At 28.2% G+C, this 19,516-nt stretch carries 16 protein-coding genes; 12 read left to right on the top strand and 4 right to left on the bottom strand.

Features of this window, described 5'->3' with window-relative positions:
- Entirely contained in the window at positions 1–393 is a 393-nt protein-coding gene (locus GXK56_RS04150; protein ID WP_160685441.1) for a DUF3887 domain-containing protein, read from the top strand.
- 96 nt (positions 394–489) lie between these two features.
- Here the strand turns inward: GXK56_RS04150 and putP are convergent, their stop codons facing one another.
- The gene (putP, locus tag GXK56_RS04145) at positions 490–1,965 is read right to left on the bottom strand and encodes a sodium/proline symporter PutP (protein WP_160685438.1); all 1,476 of its coding nucleotides are present in this window, start codon (positions 1,963–1,965) and stop codon (positions 490–492) included.
- A 303-nt stretch (positions 1,966–2,268) separates the two neighbouring features.
- Here putP and GXK56_RS04140 point away from each other — a divergent pair, with 303 nt between their 5' ends.
- Both GXK56_RS04140 and GXK56_RS04135 read left to right on the top strand, forming a co-directional pair.
- Positions 2,269–3,180: a PhzF family isomerase gene (locus GXK56_RS04140; protein ID WP_160685435.1), complete on the top strand. Its 912-nt coding sequence runs from the start codon at positions 2,269–2,271 to the stop codon at positions 3,178–3,180.
- Positions 3,181–3,385: 205 nt separating this feature from the next.
- Positions 3,386–4,342, top strand: a complete 957-nt coding sequence (locus tag GXK56_RS04135) for a tRNA-dihydrouridine synthase family protein (protein WP_160685433.1) — start codon at positions 3,386–3,388, stop codon at positions 4,340–4,342.
- A 132-nt stretch (positions 4,343–4,474) separates the two neighbouring features.
- On the opposite strand, the gene GXK56_RS04130 is transcribed toward GXK56_RS04135, so the two are convergent.
- From GXK56_RS04130 to GXK56_RS04120, 3 genes are all read right to left on the bottom strand, one after another.
- Positions 4,475–5,242 (bottom strand): DUF975 family protein, encoded by a 768-nt coding sequence (locus GXK56_RS04130; protein ID WP_160685430.1) that lies wholly within the window; start codon positions 5,240–5,242, stop codon positions 4,475–4,477.
- A gap of 243 nt (positions 5,243–5,485) precedes the next feature.
- Positions 5,486–6,046, bottom strand: a complete 561-nt coding sequence (locus tag GXK56_RS04125) for an NUDIX hydrolase (RefSeq protein ID WP_160685427.1) — start codon at positions 6,044–6,046, stop codon at positions 5,486–5,488.
- Between the two features lie 171 nt (positions 6,047–6,217).
- Positions 6,218–6,829: a PsbP-related protein gene (locus GXK56_RS04120; protein ID WP_160685424.1), complete on the bottom strand. Its 612-nt coding sequence runs from the start codon at positions 6,827–6,829 to the stop codon at positions 6,218–6,220.
- A 410-nt stretch (positions 6,830–7,239) separates the two neighbouring features.
- Between GXK56_RS04120 and GXK56_RS04115 the strand changes: the two genes are divergently transcribed.
- The 9 genes from GXK56_RS04115 (at position 7,240) to GXK56_RS04075 (ending at position 19,473) form a co-directional block, all read left to right on the top strand.
- A complete protein-coding gene (locus GXK56_RS04115; RefSeq protein ID WP_160685421.1) occupies positions 7,240–7,578 on the top strand; it encodes a zinc ribbon domain-containing protein YjdM in 339 nt (112 codons plus the stop codon).
- 293 nt (positions 7,579–7,871) lie between these two features.
- Complete coding sequence (gene nudC / locus GXK56_RS04110; RefSeq protein WP_160685419.1) at positions 7,872–8,699, top strand: NAD(+) diphosphatase; 828 nt, start codon at positions 7,872–7,874, stop codon at positions 8,697–8,699.
- A 99-nt stretch (positions 8,700–8,798) separates the two neighbouring features.
- Positions 8,799–10,016, top strand: a complete 1,218-nt coding sequence (locus GXK56_RS04105) for an exonuclease SbcCD subunit D (protein WP_160685416.1) — start codon at positions 8,799–8,801, stop codon at positions 10,014–10,016.
- Positions 10,003–13,491, top strand: coding sequence for an AAA family ATPase (locus GXK56_RS04100; RefSeq protein ID WP_160685414.1), 3,489 nt, complete (start codon positions 10,003–10,005; stop codon positions 13,489–13,491). The genes GXK56_RS04105 and GXK56_RS04100 overlap by 14 nt, the downstream gene beginning before the upstream one ends.
- Before the next feature lie 291 nt (positions 13,492–13,782).
- Positions 13,783–14,364, top strand: a complete 582-nt coding sequence (locus tag GXK56_RS04095; RefSeq protein WP_160685411.1) for a 50S ribosomal protein L25 — start codon at positions 13,783–13,785, stop codon at positions 14,362–14,364.
- 210 nt (positions 14,365–14,574) lie between these two features.
- Entirely contained in the window at positions 14,575–15,147 is a 573-nt protein-coding gene (locus GXK56_RS04090; RefSeq protein WP_160685408.1) for a 50S ribosomal protein L25, read from the top strand.
- 396 nt (positions 15,148–15,543) lie between these two features.
- Positions 15,544–17,271: a phospho-sugar mutase gene (locus GXK56_RS04085; protein WP_160685405.1), complete on the top strand. Its 1,728-nt coding sequence runs from the start codon at positions 15,544–15,546 to the stop codon at positions 17,269–17,271.
- 371 nt (positions 17,272–17,642) lie between these two features.
- The gene (locus GXK56_RS04080; RefSeq protein ID WP_160685403.1) at positions 17,643–18,743 is read left to right on the top strand and encodes a tetratricopeptide repeat protein; all 1,101 of its coding nucleotides are present in this window, start codon (positions 17,643–17,645) and stop codon (positions 18,741–18,743) included.
- Between the two features lie 13 nt (positions 18,744–18,756).
- Positions 18,757–19,473 carry a WecB/TagA/CpsF family glycosyltransferase gene (locus tag GXK56_RS04075; RefSeq protein WP_160685400.1) on the top strand — a complete coding sequence of 239 codons (717 nt, stop codon included), beginning with the start codon at positions 18,757–18,759 and terminating at the stop codon, positions 19,471–19,473.
- Positions 19,474–19,516: the final 43 nt, after the last annotated feature.

Below are 19,516 nucleotides of genomic sequence, written 5' to 3'. Positions count from 1 at the left end.
ATGAGACCATTTATAAGAATAGTTAGTATAATAATATTGTGTATGATGTTTACAGGTTGTGGAGCTACAAAATTGAGTGATGCTTTTAGTGAAGATAAATTAAAAACATCAGTGGAAACTGTGATAGACAATTTAAACAATGAAAAATATGACGAAGTTATTGCAACAGGCAGTCAAGACTTAAAATCAAAGTTAACAGCAGAAAAGTTAAAAGAGTCTTGGGAAATGATGAAGAACAAGCTTGGAAAGTTTGAGTCTATAAATAAAGAAGCTTTTGTTGGAAAAGATGATTCGGCTGTAGTAATAGTAAATGCAAAATATGAAAAAGGAAATGTTCAATTTACCATATCATATAATGATAAGATGGAGATGATAGGTATATATATGAAATAATATGAACTTAAATAAAATGTAAATACTAATATATTATTTAATAAAGCTGATTTTAGATAATTTGTTGATTATCTAAAATCAGCTTTTTTACATTTATTATTCAATATCAGCTAATATATTTTGCATTTTATCAAATTCATCGTGAACATCTTCATGAACTTCTTCTGTTAAAAGACTTACTACAACAACTGAAATAAGAGAAAGTGCAAAGCCTGGAATCATTTCGTATAGGTAAGCAGATAAACCAGTTGTAATCCATAAGATAACTGTCAAACCACCAACAATCATACCTGAAAGAGCTCCCCATTTATTCATCCTCTTCCAGTAAAGGCTTAATAAAAGTACTGGGCCAAAAGCTGAACCAAAACCAGCCCAAGCCTGCCCAACTATACTTAGTATAGTCTTATTTGGAAGGTATGCGAGTATTGTTGCGAGTGCAGCAATTGCAACTACAGCTAATCTTCCTATTACCATCTGTTGTTTTTCAGTTGCTTTTTTGTTAAAGAAAGTTAGATAAAAGTCTTTTGTAACTGAACTTGAGCAAACCAAAAGCTGAGAAGAAAGTGTACTCATAATAGCAGCAAGTACTGCAGATAATATTATTCCTGTAATAAATGGATGGAATAATATGTCTCCAAGTCGAAGAAATACTGTTTCAGGATCACTTAATGGGCTTTGACGTTGAGTGAAAAATACAAGACCGATTAGTCCACTGGCAACAGCACCTAAAAGTCCAATAGCCATCCAGCCGATACCAATTCTTCTTGCTGATTTTAATTCCTTAGCAGAATTTATAGCCATAAAACGGACAATTATATGTGGCTGGCCAAAATAGCCAAGACCCCAGGCTAAAAGACCAATTATCGTAGAAATACTAGTACCTCTAAACATATCAAATAGTGCAGGGTCAATACTTTGAATTTGTTTTACAAATTCTCCAGGTGCTAAGCCTATATTCATGTAAGCTACAACAGGAACTACAACTAAACATATAAACATCAAGGTTCCTTGAAAGAAATCTGTAAGACTTACTGCTAAAAATCCTCCAAAATATGTATAAAGAACAACAACAGATAAGGTAACAACAACACCCATAGTATAAGTTAGTTTAAAAGTGTCAACAAATAGCTTTCCACCAGCCACAATACCTGATGAAATATAAAGAACAAAGAAAACAAGAATTACAATGCCTGATACAAGTCTAAGCATATTTGATGTATCTTTAAAACGGTTTTCTAAGTAATCAGGTACTGTTAATGAGTCATTTGCTAATTCCGTATAAACTCGAAATCTTGGAGCTAGTAAAAGATAATTTAAATATGCTCCTAATGTTAAGCCTATACCTATCCAAATGCTTGAAATTCCAGTTAAATAAACTGCCCCAGGAAGTCCCATAAGCATCCATCCGCTCATATCACTTGCACCAGCTGATAGTGCTGTAACCATAGGGCCAAGACCTCTTCCTCCTATCATGTAATCTTGAAGATTAGAAGTTTTTCTGTAAGAATAATAACCTATTCCAAGTAAAATGGCTAGGTATACTCCAATTGCAGAAATAGACCAAAATTGCATATAAATTGCCCCCTTATAAAATATTGCTTATTTTTATAAATTTACAAATATTAGATAAATATAATGACTTTTTTATAAAAATTACATGAATATATTAACACATTATTCGCAAAACAACAAATTGAATAAATGTTTAATATGGAAATAAGTTGGTTTTGTGAATTAAGTTTGGCTATAAGTGAAAAGTCCATACTTGCTTGTGCATTTTATGAGTTTTATAATTAATTATAATATTGGAGTTTATGTTTTCTATTAAACTAAAAAGAAATAAATTCAAAATAATTAATATATAAGAGGTTAAATATGATTAGAAAGTATAATTTATATCAAATTGATTCATTCACAAAAGAAAAATTCACAGGAAATCCTGCAGGAGTAATAACAAATGCAGATGGATTAACAGATTATGAAATGCAGAAAATAGCAAGGGAATTAAATAACTCTGAAACAGCTTTTATTTTTTCTTCAGATAGCAGTGACTATGATACACATGTACGTTTTTTTACACCTACAAGTGAAGTGCCAATCTGTGGCCATGCTACTATTGCTGCTCATTATGCAAGGGCTATTGAAAATGAACTTAATAGTTCTAGGACTTATCAAAAAACAGGTGCTGGTATTTTGCCTGTTGATATAATAAAGGAAAATAATGATTATAAAATTGTTATGACTCAAGGTAAAATTGAGTTTGGAAATATCATTGAAGATGAAAGTAAAAAGAAATTATTGATAGCTCTTAATATAAAAGAAAGTGATTTGTTAGATAATTATAAAATTCAAATTGTATCTACAGGTCATTCTAAGGTTATGATTGGAATAAAAGATATTGAAACTTTAAATAGTTTAAAGCCAGATTATGATGCACTTTCTAAATTGAGCAAAATTATTAAATGTAACGGATATTATGTTTTTACAGTTAATCAACAAGAAGCAGATATTTTAATTAATGGAAGAATGTTTGCACCAGCAGTAGGTATTAATGAGGATCCTGTTACAGGTAATGCAAATGGTCCTTTAGGTGCATATCTTGTTCATTATAATCATGTTAAACATAATAATTCCTTATTTAAATTTAAAATTAAACAAGGAGAAGCCATAAATAGAGCAGGTATAATTGAAGTGGAAGTGAAGATTGAAGAAGGGGAACCAGTTGAAGTTAAAATTTGTGGTGATGCTGTGATAGTATTTAAATCACAATTAGTATTAAGTGAGTAAAATGATTTAGAATAAATTATTTAAGTATCTTTAATTATAAGTTATTTTTAAAGAGGAAATTAAATGTTTTCTAGTTGAAAGTATGTACAATAGTATTTTAATAGTTATATATGTAATTATAAATAGAAAGTACATGACTATACAAAAATATATTTGTCAGATACAATAGATGTGAAATTACATATATAATGAGGAGTTTTATAAGATGAAATATTATTTGGCCCCATTGGAGGGTGTTACAGGATACATATATAGAAATGCATATGAAAGATTTTTTGGAGAAATTGATAAATACTTTTTACCCTTTATTTCGCCAACTAAAAATAAGGGATTTACATCAAGAGAATTAAATGACATATTACCTGAACATAATGAAGGAATTAATGCAGTTCCTCAAATACTAACCAATAATTCTGAATATTTTATTGGTACTGTAAATGAAATAGCTAAGTTTGGCTATGATGAAATTAATTTAAATTTAGGATGTCCCTCCGGAACTGTTGTTGCCAAGTGCAAAGGTTCAGGGTTTCTTGCGAAAAGAAAAGAGCTAGATGAATTTTTGGAAGAAGTATTTTCTAAGACCTCAACTAAAATTTCTATAAAAACGAGAATAGGAAAGGATTCTCCAGAGGAATTTTATGAGCTTATTGAAATTTTTAATAAATATCCTTTAGAAGAGCTTATTATTCATCCAAGAATACAAACTGATTATTATAAGAATAAGCCTAACATGGAAGTATTTAAAGAAGGGTTAGCTTTAAGTAAAAATCCTGTGTGCTATAATGGTGATATTTTCAATGTAAATAATTATAAAGAGCTAATACAAAGTTATCCAGAATTACAAGCTGTGATGTTAGGACGAGGAATTATTGCAAATCCAGCATTGATACTACAAATAAAGAATAACGATATTGTAGATAGAAAAAAGGTTAAGGGATTTCATGATGAATTATATAAAGGCTATCAGCAAATTCTTTCTGGGGATAGAAATGTACTGTTTAAAATGAAGGAAGTTTGGTTTTATATGAAACACTTATTTGCTGAAAGTGATAAATATGCTAAAGTAATAAGAAAAACAGATAGACTTCAGGAATATGAAAGTATTGTAGCAAAAATTTTTAGTGAACTTGAAATCGAAGAAGCTTCTATAAATGGATTTTAACTTAATTATGAATGGTATTAATTAAGTATTTCTATAGATACATATGGTAGAGTGAAAGCTATATGCAAAAAAAACTGCTTAGAATTAAATTCTAAGCAGTTTTTTTGTAATGTAATTTAAAAGAAGCTATTTCTACCAGACATAATTATTATCTTCTGGGTTTGGTTTGGTTAATAATAAATCTTCATAACTACATAAATTAGATTCAAGTGCACTTTCTCTTAATACTAAGTATAATTCTGCCTTTGTAGCATTTTCATATGGAAAAACAAATAACACTCCTATTACTAAAGCTATTACACCCAACAAATACCAACCAATGAAAGATAAATCTAACACAAACATATCAAATTTGTGACCCATAGTCATTTCATTACTCAACGCAATTGCTTTTTTTACACCAATGTTTGGATTATCTGCAAGTATATATGGAACCATGCTATAAGAATAACCTTTTACGATACCTGGGATTATTAGTAGCAGAGTCCAAAGGAAAAGATAAACATCTTTTAGCAACATAGTTTTTATTATTCCACCATAATTTGGACCATCAAATCCAAATCTAAAACATTTCTTATTGTCTTTATATTGAGCAGATTGAACGAAATATTTTCTACCACCTACTTCTAAAGGATATCCAAGGAAAATACGAAGAGCTGCTATTATTAATATAACTACTAAAAAGACTAATATTGAAATTAATACAACAGTTAAATCAAAAGATTGACTATTACTTATGGTTGAATGTCCACCAGAGTTAGAGGAGCTACTGCCGCCACCGCCCCCCCAACCGTTATTACCTCCTGCAATTGCTATAACAATACTAACTAAAAAGGCTTTCCAATAAATTTTCTTTAATACAGCTTTTGCTCTATCTTTTAATTCTTTTCTAGTCCACATAATTATTCCCCCATTTATATATTTATAGTAAATTATATGATTTATATAAGTGTTGCTGATGAAAATATTATATGGTATTTGATAACTTATAACAAACTAGAGAAAAGCTTAGGATTGCATATAATGCTTCATTTTTTAGCATTACTACTTCTAAGCTATAAATTGCTTTTATTTGCTTAATATTTCTAAATATCTTATATAAAATATATTTAAATAGTTTAATTAAAAAATTGATTATAAATATTAATTGTTTAAATTTATTTTCTTTAATATTTTAGCATATATTTTTTTCATATGTTCTTCGTTAGAATAAACATCAATTTCATCAATAGGAATCCATTTAACCCCACTGTTTTCATCAGCTTTAACAATAAGTTGATCAGTGTCGCAAGCTTCCAGTAAATAAGTTATAGTTATGTGTAAATGTGAAGAAATAAATTGCCCATTTTTTATATGGCTAAATACAGGTATAATATCCAATGCAAAAATATTATTACTAATAGGGAAAATATTTTTGATTCCAGTTTCTTCTTTAGCTTCTCTAAGTGCAACCTCCAATAGATTGTCATCTCCATCTGCATGGCCACCTGTCCAGCACCAAGAATTATATATATTATGATGAACCATTAGGGTTTTATCTCTATTTTTGTTTACTATAAATGCAGAACAGGTCATATGAATAACTTCATTATTACGCGTTAGAATATTATTGAAGGTTTCTATAGAATTTAATATTATTTTCTTGTCATTTTTCTCTTGGTCATCATAAGGGATGTAATTTATTATTGAATCGATCCAGTTCATATCTGTACCTCACTTTCATAAAATGATTAACTTAATAATTTATTATATTATTACTATAGCATAATTATATGAGAAATTTTTATGAAGTCTGTCATCAATTGGATGTTTTATTTTCGGAATTAAAAAAAGCCTCCAAATAGAGAGCTATTTCTATTTGGGGAACTTGTTAAATTATTTTTCTAATTTAAATGTAGAAATAATATAATTTGCTTGTTTAGTAAATGAATCAAATCCTCCGCGCTTACCACCATATGTGAATAAAGCTACTTGTTTGTCTCCAAAGATGTGAACTTGCATCATTTTTAAGCTTTGCCCATTCATTAGGCCTTCAACAATAAACTTTGCACCCTTATTTTTACCTTCTTTATATTCTTCCGCAGTAACATTTCCGTTTGTGAATTTTTTTTCTATAGTGGGTTTAATAGCTTCAACATATTTTGAATATGAAGGTATTTTTTCACCTGCATCTTGAAGCATAAAATTAATATTCATGTTGTATGGATTATCTCCAGATGGAATAAGTAAAACTACTGGAGCTTTACTATCATCGATTGTCCAATCAGCTGGGTATGAGAATTTAACTCCATTTTTTGAATATTCTTTTGTTTCGAAATCTGGTTTGATTTCTTCCTGTTGCTTAGTTTCAGAACTATTTTTGTCTGCTTGTTGTGATGTTTCATTTGGATTGGCTGCTACTTCTTTAGTTTTTGAAGAATTACACCCAACAAGAGTTGTTCCAATAATTACCCCGCATAAAATAATGCTTAATAAACGTTTTTTCATTTTTAATATCTCCTAAGGTTGTATTTTTTTGAATCTTTTATATTTTAACATATATGGAATGTTTGTAGTATATCTTCCTTTATTAATATAAATACATAAAAAATTGTAAGCATGTTAGTAAAATCACATTTAAGCTAGTTATAATTTACTAAGAATACAAAGATATTATAAATTAATCATTTTGAACATTTATATTGTAACTATCAAGAAAATAAATTATTAAATGGAAGCAAAATGTCAAAGGCGATTTAAAGTCATATTTGCCAATCTGAGAGGATTATGATAGTATATTAACGCATATAAAGAATATTTTATATGTTTATAAATTTCAAGTTTGCTATTCATATTATTATGAATTAAAAAAGAAATTTGAAATAATTGTTTAATAATATGAATGGAGGACATGAAATATGTTGGATTTACCAAAATGCCCAAAATGTAATTCTGAATACACTTATGAAGATGGAGGTCTTTTCATTTGTCCAGAATGTGCTTATGAGTGGACTGCAGAATCAGAAAATAATAGTGAAGATGGATTGATTGTTAAAGATTCAAATGGAAATATTTTAAGTGATGGTGATTCTGTAACAATAATTAAAGATCTTAAAGTAAAAGGAAGTTCGTCATCAATAAAAATAGGAACAAAAGTAAAAAATATACGTTTAGTTGAAGGGGATCATAATATTGATTGTAAAATTGACGGATTTGGAGCTATGAAATTAAAATCTGAGTTTGTTAAGAAAGTATAATATAGTTTTTTAAATAAAATCAAATATAATAAAAATAAGAGTTAGGCATTAAGCTTAGCTCTTATTTTTTAACGATAAAGTAGCTTGTGGTAAGCAAATGCATTTAAGAAATGAATTTAACAAGTTTATGTATTTTGTTTATTAGAAGTTAAATATAAATGTTGTATAATGAAATTATGAATTTTAATTATAAAGAGAAAATATCACACAACAGAATTGAAGAAATTTAATTCGTTTCATTTTGAACTATAGAAAATAATTATTGAGAGAAATAACATTGGAGGAATATTAGTATGAGTAATAAATTTAAAATTTTATCGAATATAGCAAAGACAAGTAAATCTGATGATTTGTATTTTGTAATTTTTAAAGGAGGGCTACTTTTAAGAAAAGAAAATGATAAATTAAAGATACCTATTTCTGATGAAATTAAAAAGTTAAATATTAAATATGAAAATGAATTTTTCATAGGGCAACTAGGAAAAAAATCATGTTTTGCTATTGAAACGTTGGAAGAAATTATACTTCCAGAGGATTATGAATTAATTCCTTTATATGAAATTGGTCCATTGCTAGATGAAGAACTATTTTTAATAGCAGGGAGAGCAAATCAAATATTAAATTGGGACAACACCAATAAATTTTGTGGTAAGTGCGGTTCTAAAACAGAAAATAAAAAAGATGAACTAGCTAAAGTTTGTCCTAATTGTAATCATGTAATGTATCCTGTAATTTGTCCAGCTATAATAGTTGCAGTTACAAAAGGGAAAGAAATACTTCTTGCCCATAATAAAGGTTTTAAAAATAATATGTATAGCTTAATTGCAGGTTTTGTAGAAGCAGGTGAAGACCTAAAGAGTACTGTAAAAAGAGAGGTTTTTGAGGAAGTTGGAATTAAGGTGAAAAATATTACATATTATAAGAGTTCTCCTTGGTCATTTCCTAATTCGTTAATGATAGGATTTTTTGCAGAGTATGAATCTGGTGAAATAAAAGTTGATGGGGATGAAATTGTACATGCTGACTGGTTCACAAAGGATAATTTTCCTAACATACCTAAGAAGTTTACTCTTGCAAGAAAGTTAATAGATAAATATATAGAAAAAACAAATAGCTATTAAGAAATTATGTGGTGATAGTCACCAATTTAAGTAGGTAGATATTATTCTAAAGTTGGCTATAATTATTTTTATAAATAAACATAAAGGGAGGCATGAATTTTGAGGATATTGCATACAGCAGATTGGCATTTAGGTAAGAATTTAGAAGGACAAAGCAGAATGGATGAGCAGGAACAATTTTTAGATGATTTTGTTAAGATCGTTGAAGATAATAATATAGATTTAATCATGATTGCAGGAGATGTTTATGATAGTTCTAATCCTCCTGCAAGAGCTGAGAAGATGTTTTATGATACATTAAAAAGATTATCAGGAAGCGGAGAGAGACTTACATTGGTGATATCAGGGAATCATGACAATCCAGATAGACTGATTGCAGCAGGCCCATTAGCTCGTGAACATGGAATTGTTATGGTTGGAACTCCAAAGACTATTGTTCCTTGTGGAGAATATGGAAAACACAAAGTTTTGGATTCTGGAGAGGGTTTTATAGAAATTGAAATGAAAGGTGAAAAGGCAGTTATATTAGCTGTACCATATCCAAGTGAAAAAAGACTAAATGAGGTTATTTACAATGGAATGGAGGATGAAGAAGATAAGGCAAAATCCTATAGTGATAGAATATTTTCTTTATTTGATACTTTAAAAAGCCATTATAGAAAAGATACTATTAATTTAGCAACATCTCATTTATTTGCAATGGGAAGTGAAGAAAGTGGATCTGAAAGAAGTATACAATTAGGGGGCAGTTTTATTGTTGATGGAAGTTGTTTTCCGAGTGAGGCTCAATATGTAGCATTAGGGCATGTTCACAAACCACAAATTGTACCAGGAACAAATAAGAGAGCACGATATTGTGGATCACCTATTCACTATAATAAAAAGGAAATTAATTTTAATAAAAAATGTTTTATAGTTGATGTTAAAGCAGGTGAAGAATGTACTATCGAAGAAATTGATTTGAAAGTATACAAACCTATAGAGATTTGGAAATGTGGAAGTATTGAAGAAGCAATTAATAAGTGTGAAGAAAATAAGGATAGAGAATGTTGGGTTTACTTAGAAATAAGCACAGATAGATATATAAGAGAAGATGAAATAAAGCAAATGAAGGATTTAAAAAAGGATATTTTAGAAATAATGCCTAAAGTTAAAGGGGTTGAAGATGAAATTGCTTTAGATTTAAAAGAAAAGTCTTTTGAAGAAATTTTTAAGGATTTTTATATGAAGGAAAGAGAAGTACCGCCTGATGGAGCGGTTGTAGAATTACTACTTTCAATTATTAGTGAAGAAGGTGAAACAGATGAAGCCAATTAAGCTTAAGATTAAAGGTTTAAACAGTTTTATAGAAGAGCAGACTATAGATTTTGAAAAATTGACGGATAGAGGCTTTTTTGGAATATTTGGGCCTACAGGAAGTGGAAAGTCAACAATATTAGATGGAATAACTTTAGCCTTATATGGAAATGTATCAAGAAAGAGTTCTAATTATATAAATACAAATTGTGATAGATTAAATGTGAATTTTGAATTTCAAATCTCAGGTGCTGAAGTTAAAAGATATGTTGTAGATAGAGAATTTAGAAGAAAAAATGACGGAAGCATAAATTCTGGTAAGTGTAAAATAGTTGACATAACAAATGGAGAAGAAGTATTAGCTGATGGAGTTAAGACTATAAACAAAAAGGTTGAGGAGATAATAGGCCTTAACTTAGAAGACTTTACAAGAACTGTTGTACTTCCTCAAGGAAAATTTAGTGAATTTCTTAAGCTTGAAGGTAAAGATAGACGAGATATGCTTGAAAGATTATTTAATTTAGAGCAATATGGAGATAATTTATCAAGAAAATTAAGCTCAAAAATTGCAAGGGAAAGAACTGAAAATAGTGTTTTAATTGGGCAGTTGAGTGGATATAACGATATAAGTGAAGAAAAGTTAAAAGAAAAAGAATTAGCCCTTTCAGAATTAAATAATAAATTAACTGTGTTAAAAAATGAATTGGAAGAAATAGAAAAAGAATATAAGCAAAATGAAGAAATATGGAAGCTTCAGCTAGAGCTTGTAGAATCCAGATATAAAGAAAAAACACTCAAAGAAAAAGAAGAAGAAATAAAAGCCTATGAAGAAAAAATAAAATTAGGTGAGGCAGGAGAAAAAGTTGTTCCTTACATAAATGAATTTGAAGATACAATAAAAGAATTTAATAAAAATGAGATTGATTTAGAAAGACTAAAAGGAGCAATAGAAAAGATTAAAGTAGAAAAAGAAAAAATAGAAAAGCTGTGGCAAGCTGCAAAGGACAAAAAAGAAAATAAGCTTCCAGAGTTAATGATAAATGAACAAAAAATTAAGGACGCAATTGAAGAAAAAAAATTAATAGAAGCAATAGATGATAAGATAAAAAGTTTAAAGCTAGAAATTAATAATTTTGAAGTAAATAGTCAAAATAATCAAAATGAACTTGTTAATATAGATGGAGAAATAAAAAATAAAACTGAAGCTATTAAGGAAAGTGAACAAAAATATGAAGAAATAAAAATTGATGAAATCATTAAGGAAAAGGTTCAACAAGGGATAATAGCAGAAGAAAAATATAAAAATTTGAATTCACTTATTATTAAGGATAAAAATAAAAAAGAACTTCTTCAAAAGGAAAATGAGGATACTATAACCAATGGAAAAGCGTTGAAAGAAGTAATAGAAAAATTGTATAAGGATTTAGAAGAAAAGGAAAAGCAATATGAGGAGCTTTTAAAAAATTCTCCTGGGGATCAGGAAGATTTGGTGAATTTTAGTCAATTATTAGCTGAAAATGAGCAAAAGTATAATATCTTTAATAGATTGAGTGAAGAAATAATTAAATCTAAAAATGAAATACAAATTTTAAATAATGAAGTTATAAAAGGAAAAGAAGAAATTCAAAAATATGAGGAAGAATTAGAAAAATTAAAATTTGAAGAAAAAGAAATTATGAAGGAAAATTTAGCGCATTCTCTTAGGGAAGAACTTGAAGATGGAGAAATATGTCCTGTATGCGGTTCTACTCATCATATTAAGGAAAATATCAAAATAATAGAAACAGTTGATTTAAATAAAGTAGAAGATGATATAAAAAACAAGGAAATTATAATCAAAGAAATTAATAATAAAATAATAGAAGGTGAAACAAAAGCAGCTAATTTTACTGAAAAGATTAAAACAAATAAAGAGGAAATAAATAAGTTAGGAACTAAATTTAAAGAAAAACCTTTAGATATTTTAAAAGAAGAATTTAACAATTTAAAAACAGCTTTAGATAATTACAGCAAAGCTAAAGAACAATTAGAAAAAAATATTAATGATTTAAAAAATCAAATAAATATAAAAAATGGTGAAATTAATGAGCTTAGGGCAATTGTAAGAACAAATCAAAAACAGCTTGGGGACTTAGAAGAAAGTCTTAAGACCAATATAAAAGAAGCAGCTGATTTGGAAAATAAACTTAGATTATTAAGATCAGAAACAGAAATTGATGATTTTAATAAAAAGAATGAAGAAATTAAAATCACTGAAAAAGAAAGAGAAAGACTTGCTAAACTCATTAAAAATGATAGACAATTATTAGAAAGGTTAGAAAACCGAAGAAAAATATTGAAGGATGAATTAACCACTATAAAAGAAAAATTAGCAAAGTATAATGCAGATTTAAGTTCATATGAAAAAAATAGGGCAGAGAAAATTCAAGCAATTAAGAATAAAGTTAAGGATGAAGAAGATTTAGAATTTTTACTTGGGAAGGTTCAAAGAGAAATTAAGATTATTAATGAAGAATTCGAAAAGCTTGAAGAAAGTAAAAATAAAGTAGAAAAAGAATTTGCAGATTATAATGAATCACTAATAGGTGCAATTAGTAAAGATAAAGACTTAAGTAAAAGAAGAAAGGATCAAGAAGCTAGGCTAGAAGCAGCAATTACTAGCGAAGGTTTTAATTCTTTAGAAGAGGTTAAGAAAAATTTAATTGAGAAAAAACAACTTAGTGAATATAAAGAAATAGTAAGCAGCTATAAGGAAGAGTTATCAAAGCTCATTGGAGCAATTGAAAACTTAAGCAGTAAAATAAAAGGTAGAGAATTAACAGAAGAAACTTATGGGAAAGTAAAAAGCTTAAAAACTGAAAAAGAAAAAGAAGTCGATGAATTTACTGAAAATAAGATAAAAGTAGATGAAGAACTAAAAAATATAAGGGAAAAGCTAAAAGAGCAAAAAGATCTATTAGAAAAGAAGAAAGAGTTAGAACATAAATTAGCTTTGCTAGGTGATTTAGAAAAATTATTCAAAGGTAAAAAGTTTGTTGAATTTGTAGCAGCAAACAAATTGAAGTATGTTTCAATTGAAGCCTCTAAAAGACTAAAAGAAATTACAGGTGGTAATTATGGTTTAGAAGTAGATGAAAATGGAAGATTTATTATTAGAGATTACAAAAATGGAGGAGCTCAAAGAGATGCATCAACTCTTTCTGGAGGGGAAACCTTCCTAGCTTCATTATCTTTAGCACTAGCTTTATCTGCTCAAATTCAATTAAAAGGAACAGCACCATTAGAATTATTCTTCTTAGATGAAGGCTTTGGGACATTAGATGATGACTTACTAGAAGTTGTTATGAGTTCCTTAGAAAAAATTCATAATGATAAGCTTAAGGTTGGAATTATAAGTCATGTAGAAGCAATAAAAAATAGAGTGCCAGTAAAGCTTATGATTACGCCAGCAGAAGCGGGAATGGGTGGAAGTAAGGTTAAGATTGAGAGAAGTTAAAGAATTAAAGGTCTAGTTTAGAAGAAGTAAATATATTTGGGTAAAATATATTGAAAGTGCTATAATATAGTGGTAGATAAAAATTCAATATATTTGAGGCGATATAAATGTTTAATTGAAAGTCTAAGTTGGTTTTATCTTTTCATAATTCTTCAGATAAAATTAATATTAGAGAAATCATTAGACCTTATGATTGTAATAGGCCTGCTTATTTCCTTCCGACGTGAATAATATACTCTTAAATATTCTAAAAAGTATGTTAAATAATTAAATTTTGAGGAGATGTTCACAATGGAGGAATTAAATTTAAATAAAAGAATAAATACAGTTGGTCACAATGCCAGACAAGAAAGAAAATTTGGTAAAATTCCAGGAGTAATTTATGGTGAAAAAATAGGAAATGAACTTTTTTATGTTGATTCACTAGCATTATCAAAGGAGCTTTCAGTTAGTGGAGAACATGGAGTATTAACTTTTAATTTTGAAGGCAAAAAGAAAGGAACCGCTGTAATTAAAGAAGTTCAAAAAAATTCACTAGGAAACAAAGTTATTCATATTGATTTAGAGGAAGTTGCAGCAAATGCAAAAATGCATACTGAACTTTTAATCAAAGTTACTGGTAAGGGCGTTTTAGAAAGCAAGGGATTAATCTTTCAAACTCAAAGAGAATTAATTAAGGTAGTATGTACGGCAGAAAATTTACCAAAGGACGTCGAGTTGGATATTTCCAATGGTGAAGCAGGAAGAGTCTATACCTTTAAAGATTTGAACCTTGGTCAAGAGGTTTCAGTTATGGAGGATTTATCAACAGTAATAGGATCTATAAGCGAAGATAAAAAAGAAGATGATTCGGAAACTGAAGAAATAAAATAATTTAATCAGGCAAATCCTTCTAAGAATAATTTTTATAAAACATTATTCTCAGAAGGATTTTATTTAAATATATGTATAAAACCTCTTTAAATGGGAAAAAATTATAAAATAGTTAGTTAAAATTATTAGCTATTTTATTAAAAAGATACTTTGAAAAATAATCATTATAAATTATTATTTCATAGTGTCGAATTTAAGGAGGATTTTATAATGGATGAATTAATTTTAAATAGAAGATTAAAGAAAACTGCCAATGAGGCTAAACAAAAGAGAAGAGAAGGTAAGGTTCCTGGTGTTGTTTATGGTAAAAAATTAGGTGGTTTAATGTTTGAAATAGGTGAAATGGAGTTAGTAGAGGAACTATCTAAGGTTGGAGAGCATGGTGCTTTTAAATTTGATTTAGAAGGTTATAATGGAACTGCTATAGTTAAAGAGGTTCAAAAAGATCCAGTATCTCATAAGGTGATTCATATAGATCTAGAAGAGGTAAATGGAAATAAGATATTGCAAACGGAAGTTCCAATCAGGCTTGAAGGGAAAGAGTTTTTAAGCAAAAAAGGTATAGTAATACAAAATCAAAGAGAATCTGTAAAAATATCGTGTAAAGCAGAAGATGTACCTAAATCTATAGGAATAAATGTAGCAGAGGCTAAGATTGGAAGTGTTTACAAATTGAGTGATTTAGAAGTTGGAAGTGAAATTTCAATTTTAGATAATCTATCAAGTGTATTTGCATCTGTTGTAACTAAAAATTATTCGGCAGAGGAAGTTGATGAAAAGTAAAAGATTTTATAATTATAGTCATAATAAGGAAAAATTTTAAGAATTAAATAACATGTGAAATAGAAAATACAAGCGTATTATAAGAAGGTGAGCGCTTGTATTTTTATTATATATAAATTTTTTAGGGCAGCATAAAACATTTAATAATTTTTACAATGTGGTTTATACAGTCTTGATATAATAAAATATAAGAAAGAAGCATCTTAAGATTAAAAGATTCAGAATATTTCTACGATGAGGCTAGATAAATACTTATATTTTGGCGAATTTAATAAAAATGATATTACTCTTTTTGTTAATTGTTTAAAACTTGTTTAGTAAACCATATAAAACTATTTTTAAATATAAGTAAATAATGTATAATGTAATAGAGAAAAAATGGGGAGGGGAACATAAATGAATTACAAAGAAAAATACAACACATGGATTAATTCTAATATTATTGACGAGGAAACAAAAAATGAGTTAAGAAGTATATCTGATGAAAAGGAAATTGAAGATAGATTCTATCAAGACTTAGACTTTGGTACTGGTGGACTTCGAGGAGTAATAGGTGCTGGAAGTAATAGAATGAACATATATACTGTTGCTAAAGCTACCCAAGGATTTGCTAATTATTTAAACGATAACTTTAAAGATCCTTCAGTTGCAATTGCATATGATTCTAGAAATATGTCTAAGGAATTTGCTAAGTCAGCTGCTTTAACTTTATGCGCAAATAATGTTAAGGTATTTTTATATGAGAGCTTAAGACCAACACCAGTATTATCTTACACTGTAAGAGAATTAAAATGTAAGGGTGGTATAGTAGTTACAGCATCTCATAATCCAAAAATCTATAATGGTTATAAGGTATATGATGAATTTGGTGGTCAAGTAACTGATGAAAAAGCAAATATCATAATTGATTGTGTTAATGCAGTAGATGATTTTTCAAAAATTAAAAGTATGGATGAAGAAGTTGCTTTAGAAAAAGGTTTATTAACTTATATTGGCGAAGATGTAGATAAGCTTTACTATGAAAAAGTTAAAGGCTTAACTATAAGAACAGATTTAGTTAAAGAAAAAGCTAAAAACTTAAATGTTATATATACTCCAATTCATGGTTCAGGAAATGTTCCAGTAAGAAGTGTATTAGAACAATTGGGATATAGCAATGTTAAAGTTGTTAAGGAACAAGAAGCTCCAGATGGAAACTTCCCAACAGCATCTTATCCTAATCCAGAAAATCCAGATGTATTTGAATTAGCTGTAAAGATGGCTCAAACTGAAGATGCAGATATAATCTTTGGAACAGATCCAGACTGCGATAGAATAGGTCTTGTAGTTAAAGACAGTACTGGAGAATATAAAGTTTTAACAGGTAATCAAACAGGGTTACTTTTAACTCATTATGTATTAAGTTCACTAAAAGAAACTAATAAGTTACCACAAAATGGAGTTGTTATAAAAACAATAGTAACAACAGAAGGTGCTAGAAGTATAGCTGAAGATTTTGATATTGAACTTATGGATGTATTAACTGGATTTAAATACATTGGTGAGAAAATAAGAGAATTTGAAGATGCAGGAAATAAAACTTATTTATTTGGATTTGAAGAAAGTTATGGATATCTTGCAGGAAACTTTGTACGTGATAAAGATGCCGTAATAGCTTCAATGTTAGTATGTGAAATGTGTCTTTATTATAAAGAACAAGGTAAGAGTCTATACGAAGCATTAATAGAATTATATGAAAAGTATGGATACTTTAAAGAAACACTTGTATCATTAGAGTTAAAGGGTAAAGAAGGACAAGAAAAAATAGCAAGCTGTATTGAGGGATTAAGAAATGATCCATTAAATGAAGTTGCTGGCGTTAAAATAGTTACTAGATTAGACTATAAATTAAGTGTTGAAGAAAACACAGTAAAAAGCACTAAGACTACTATTGAATTACCTAAATCAAATGTATTAAAATACATTTTAGAAGATGGTTCATATTTTGTTGTAAGACCATCAGGAACAGAGCCAAAGATGAAGGTTTATTTAGCAGTAAAGAGTAGCAGCCTAGAAAATGCAGATAAAGATATTGCTGAATTCAAAGAAAAAGTAATGGAAATCATTAACGGAAAATTAAATTAAGATTCCATAGAAAATGCTATCATCATTAAGGTGATAGCATTTTTTCGCTATAATTAATGAATAAAGAAGAATTACAAATTGATTTTCTTGATTATATTCAAAGAAAAGTATAAAATCTTATAAGAGTAAGTATATAGGGATTAATAACTAATAGTTAATAATTAAGGAAGAAAATCCTGTAGCTTTTCAAAAAAATTTAATAAATTATCATCAAATAAAAAATGTTAATGAGTAATAGCTAAAAGTGAATAGTTAAGGTGAAAATCAATAATCCAAAGCTCTAATTTGGTTATTTGAACTTTAAAAGTTATCTTACACCACAACTCACAACTCTTAACTCATAACTCTTAACTGAATTAACGAGGTGTCAAATGAGTAATTACAAAACAATGTATAAAGATAAATTAAGCAAATTATTATTTCTAGAAATTAAAAAGGAAGGCTTTAAGAGAAGTATTAATATTCCTGATAGTGTAAAGTTTAAAAATGATGATTTATATATGCCAATAAGTGCTGAATATGTTGCAGCAAATGCTAATAATGAAATAAAATTAAATAATTTACCTATATATTATTTTGTTGAAGGCATGTTTATTGCTTTTGGAGCAGATAAAAATATTAGATACAATGAAGATTACGGAATGATTTTGTCATATATTCCGGATTCAGAGGAATGTGTAAAAAGTTTAATTGCAGATAGAATTAAAAAGGATAGATTAGAAGATGCTTATGTATTATTAAAAGGTCTTTATAGGTATACCAATGAAGAAGAAATTTTAACTAAGCTATTAGCTGTTGGGGAGACAATAAGAGAGAAAGATTCAAGCTTTGCAGAAATTTTATTAGAAGATATTGATGAATGTAAAGAAAAATTTGAAAAATCTCCAGAGCCATATCTTTATAATGCTTTAATACTTAAAGATAAAGGTGATTATAAAGGGGCTGAAGTGGAAATTAATGAATATATAAATAAAGGTGGAAATAAATCAAAGGAAATTGAGCAAATAATGAGCGATATACAAAATGTAAGCGGATTTGAAAAAGCAGTTGAAGCCTTAAAAGAAGATCCAAGAAAAGCAATTGAATTATTACTTCCATTAAGTGAAGAATTTAGTACAAATCCATTGATTTATTATTATTTAGGGGTTGGATATAGAAAACTTGAAAATTATGAAACAGCTATACATTACTTAAAAGAAAGTATTAAAATTGAATCGGGAAGTCTTGAAGCTGTTAATGAGTTAGGCCTTAACTATGCCTCAATTGGAGATTTTGAGGAAGCGTTAAAATATTTTAGAAAGGCTTTTGAAGCATCTAAGGAAGTTGATATATGTACTAATATTGTAATGTGTTATATTAATTTAGGAGATAAAGAACAAGCTAGATTAAATTTAGAAATTGCAAAGAAATTAGCACCTGAAGATGAAATAGTAATAGAGATAGATCAAATGTTAAATAGAACTGCAAAATAGATTAGGAGATAATATGTTTACAAAAATACTTGGATTTAATGTCTTTAATAAAGATAAAGCAGCTTTAATGGATTATATAGAAGGTTTTAACAAAGTAAATATAATATCAGGAAATCCAGAAATTATATATAATGGATTAGGTGATACTATGCTTAACGAAAATTTTAATGCAGAAACCTCAGTTATTATACCAGATGGAGTTGGAACTGTTATTGCATCAAAAATTGTAAAAGCTCCAGTTAAAGAAAAAATAGCTGGAATTGATGTTGTTAGAGAAGTAATAATTAAGGCAAATTCAGAAGGAAAATCTGTTTATTTATTAGGTGCGAAACAAGAAATTCTTGAAAGATGTGTAGAAAATATAAAAAGAGAATTTCCTAATTTAAAAGTTTCAGGCTTTCATAATGGATTTTTTGATTTAAATAATTGCCAAGATGTAATAGAGGATATTATAAAAAATGAACCATGGGCTATTTTTGTAGCAATGGGTTCTCCAAGACAAGAAATATTTATAAATAAAATTATGGATAAAGTAAATACTCATATATTTATGGGAGTCGGAGGTGTCTTTGACATTTTTGCTGGAGAACTTACAAGAGCTCCGAAATGGATGTTAGCTTTAGGATTGGAATGGCTGCATAGAGTAATACAGGAGCCTTTTAGAATAAAAAGATTAATGGTAATACCTAAGTTCTTATTACTAGTTTTTAAGAATAGAAATAAAGGTTAATAAAGCGTGTATAAAAAAATAATAAAGATAGCAAGGCGATGAG

It is taken from the genome of Clostridium sp. C2-6-12, from assembly GCF_009928485.1.
Taxonomy (GTDB): Bacteria; Bacillota; Clostridia; order Clostridiales; family Clostridiaceae; genus Clostridium.
This window is presented reverse-complemented; position numbering and strand designations above follow the sequence as displayed.

What these genes read in the sequence shown, in the direction of transcription:
- GXK56_RS04150 (WP_160685441.1), top strand. Translation starts at nt 1, where the DNA reads ATGAGACCATTTATAAGAATAGTTAGTATAATAATATTGTGTATGATG.
- putP (WP_160685438.1), bottom strand. Translation starts at nt 1,965, where the DNA reads ATGCAATTTTGGTCTATTTCTGCAATTGGAGTATACCTAGCCATTTTA.
- GXK56_RS04140 (WP_160685435.1), top strand. Translation starts at nt 2,269, where the DNA reads ATGATTAGAAAGTATAATTTATATCAAATTGATTCATTCACAAAAGAA.
- GXK56_RS04135 (WP_160685433.1), top strand. Translation starts at nt 3,386, where the DNA reads ATGAAATATTATTTGGCCCCATTGGAGGGTGTTACAGGATACATATAT.
- GXK56_RS04130 (WP_160685430.1), bottom strand. Translation starts at nt 5,242, where the DNA reads ATGTGGACTAGAAAAGAATTAAAAGATAGAGCAAAAGCTGTATTAAAG.
- GXK56_RS04125 (WP_160685427.1), bottom strand. Translation starts at nt 6,046, where the DNA reads ATGAACTGGATCGATTCAATAATAAATTACATCCCTTATGATGACCAA.
- GXK56_RS04120 (WP_160685424.1), bottom strand. Translation starts at nt 6,829, where the DNA reads ATGAAAAAACGTTTATTAAGCATTATTTTATGCGGGGTAATTATTGGA.
- GXK56_RS04115 (WP_160685421.1), top strand. Translation starts at nt 7,240, where the DNA reads ATGTTGGATTTACCAAAATGCCCAAAATGTAATTCTGAATACACTTAT.
- nudC (WP_160685419.1), top strand. Translation starts at nt 7,872, where the DNA reads ATGAGTAATAAATTTAAAATTTTATCGAATATAGCAAAGACAAGTAAA.
- GXK56_RS04100 (WP_160685414.1), top strand. Translation starts at nt 10,003, where the DNA reads ATGAAGCCAATTAAGCTTAAGATTAAAGGTTTAAACAGTTTTATAGAA.
- GXK56_RS04095 (WP_160685411.1), top strand. Translation starts at nt 13,783, where the DNA reads ATGGAGGAATTAAATTTAAATAAAAGAATAAATACAGTTGGTCACAAT.
- GXK56_RS04090 (WP_160685408.1), top strand. Translation starts at nt 14,575, where the DNA reads ATGGATGAATTAATTTTAAATAGAAGATTAAAGAAAACTGCCAATGAG.
- GXK56_RS04085 (WP_160685405.1), top strand. Translation starts at nt 15,544, where the DNA reads ATGAATTACAAAGAAAAATACAACACATGGATTAATTCTAATATTATT.
- GXK56_RS04080 (WP_160685403.1), top strand. Translation starts at nt 17,643, where the DNA reads ATGAGTAATTACAAAACAATGTATAAAGATAAATTAAGCAAATTATTA.
- GXK56_RS04075 (WP_160685400.1), top strand. Translation starts at nt 18,757, where the DNA reads ATGTTTACAAAAATACTTGGATTTAATGTCTTTAATAAAGATAAAGCA.